Raw genomic sequence first — 2371 nt, 5'->3', positions numbered from 1 at the left:
GTAAGCATTCGGCCTCGTGCGTGTTTCTCTCCAAGTTATAATAAAGTCAAAAGCCAGACGAAGCATGTCTGGCTTTTGACTTTATTATAGCTTTCCTGTTTATCCTTTCCAATTAAATGGCAGTAAATCGGTGTAATCGTTTTTCTCTTCTCTTTCTTTCTCCTGTACCCTAATCAGCACGTCCTGCATCCATAGTTTTGGGTTCACCTTATTTTCCCTACAGCATCCCATCAGTGAAAAGAAAATTGCCGCTGCATGTGCTGCCTCATGTGATCCGGAGAAGAGCGTATTTTTTCTGTTTAAAGTCAACGGCCTTATAGAACGCTCCACCGGATTATTGTCAATGCAGAACTGTGCGTCATTGACATATCCGGACAGTTGTTCAAAGCGTGTGTACATATAGAACATGGCCTTGGCAATAGGCGATTTATCGACCGTATGTCCATATTCCTCCTTGCACCATTTTTCCAGTTCTTTGATAATATGGTACGATTTTTCCCGGCGAAGCTTTACCACCGCCTCCCCTTCCAGATGTTCCATTCTGATTTTCTCCTCCACGGCATACAGTCCGCCTATTTGTCCAAGTGCATGCCTTGCTCTGGGAGGGTCATTTCCTTCCGCTTCCACAAAGTTGCGCCTGACGTGTGCCCAGCAGCACAGATGCAACTTTCCGGGTAGCGTGTCGAACTTGTCATATACTGCAAAGCCGTCACTCTGTACCACCCGGACCTGTCCTGCCAGCAGTGTGTCTATTCCGCTGCTGCCACGGCCCTTGTGATATTCAAAGAAGGGGGTATGGAACCGGGGCAGATAGAAGTTCCACATATACCCGCGGTGAAGAGCACCGGGCCGGTCGCTTTCAAGTACGGGATGGGGTGTCTCGTCGGCCATGACGTAATAGCTGTCCTTGACCAGTTCACGAAGTTCATTATAGATTGGTTCCAGACGCTGTGCGGCAGCCATCATCCAGTTACTTACGGTGGAAGGACTCAGATGGATTCCTTCACGCTCAAAGATATCCAGCTGTCTGTGCAGAGGCAGGTGGTCGTAATATTTGGCGGTAGCAATGTGGGCCAGTACACTTTCCGAGGCATTGCTGTGGGGATGTGCCATTACGGGCATGGGAGCGGTTATGATACGACCGTCGGCGAGCCGGTATTTAGGACGGATGATGCGTTTCACATAGAATCGGGCGGGACTGACAGCATACTGTTCGCTCACTTCCTCTCCCAGCTTCGTCGCTCCCTCCAACGAAAGGCCTTCCGGCATGGGAATGATAATCTCCTCACGGGGAAGGGACGGGTCGATGGGCTTACGGGCGTGGGGAGTGATCTTTTTCGTGAAGCTTTTACGGAAACGATTGTAGCCATTCTCCGATGTGACGGATTTCCCAGCGGTTTTCTGTTCTTCCGCTACCGGGTCATTGACATCGGACGGAGACTCGAAACAGATGCTCAGCTGGCCGGCATCTTCGGGAAGATGACGTTTTTCACTGGATTTACCCCATAAACGGCGTGTCAAGTCAGCCAATTTCCATCTCAGATCGGCAATGACGGCTGTACAGGCCGAGATTTCTTCGACCTGGCGGGAATACTCCTGCAAAGAGGCTTCGTATTTTCTCTGAAGTTCCGCATGCTCCTTTTCAAGGCATTCATGTTCCTTGCGCAACTCTTCGTACTCTTCCAAAGTAAGGGTAATAACCGGTTCTTTCACTGTACATCCACTTTTTATTATGTGGCAAAGTTATCAAAATAAAACTGCACGGCTTATAGAATGGGGAATTACTTTTCAACTGTTTTCCGATACTTTTTAACAGTAAGCAGCTCATTCAGGCGATTCCAGGAAATTTGAAGAAAATCCTTCTTCCGTTCCTCCTTTTTCAAGAGGAAAGAACCGCGATTCAGACGACGGCATTCCAGACGGTATTCGTCGTCGCACCGATAAAGGATATGCAACCTGCTACGGGAGCGGTCGGGAAAAATATGACAGCTCTGCTCTGACACGCAGGAACCTGTGTGTCGGATGACCTCGCCACAAAGACCGTCAATACCTTTATGGAAATTACAACCTTGGGGATAAAGGTAATAAGACCAAAAAGGACTGCTGCGGAAAAGGCCAAGACCTAAAGGGAGAAGTAGGTCCTGAGGGGAATGGATACCAAGGCTGGAAGACGAAACTTTATAACGACGGCCGCCATCAAATATGAAAAGAACAGAATCAAAATGGTTAGACTCGGAAAAGAGAGTACGTAGTTTATCACTTTCGCTAGAAAATTCTAATACTGAACACATAATGGATTAAGATTATAATGAAGCCACAAAGGTAGGAAGGAAAAGAGGGGAAAAAAACACGCACGAGGCCGAATGCTTAC

General features: G+C 47.9%; 2 protein-coding genes. Both read right to left on the bottom strand.

Annotated features, from left to right (window positions below; genetic code table 11):
* Window positions 1-99: 99 nt before the first annotated feature.
* On the bottom strand, window positions 100-1713 hold the full coding sequence (locus RE317_RS20880) for an IS66-like element ISBvu4 family transposase (RefSeq protein WP_008671452.1): 1614 nt from the start codon (window positions 1711-1713) through the stop codon (window positions 100-102).
* Window positions 1714-1781: 68 nt separating this feature from the next.
* Complete coding sequence (tnpB, locus tag RE317_RS20875; protein ID WP_008671451.1) at window positions 1782-2291, bottom strand: IS66 family insertion sequence element accessory protein TnpB; 510 nt, start codon at window positions 2289-2291, stop codon at window positions 1782-1784.
* Window positions 2292-2371: the final 80 nt, after the last annotated feature.

It is taken from the genome of Phocaeicola sp. GP0067, assembly GCF_031119655.1.
In the GTDB taxonomy this organism is placed as follows: Bacteria; Bacteroidota; Bacteroidia; order Bacteroidales; family Bacteroidaceae; genus Phocaeicola; species Phocaeicola vulgatus.
The sequence above is the reverse complement of the archived record's forward strand: the minus strand, read 5'-3'. Positions and strand labels throughout refer to the sequence as shown.

Coding starts and splice junctions, on each gene's coding strand:
- tnpB (WP_008671451.1), bottom strand. CDS start 2,291: ATGTGTTCAGTATTAGAATTTTCTAGCGAAAGTGATAAACTACGTACT.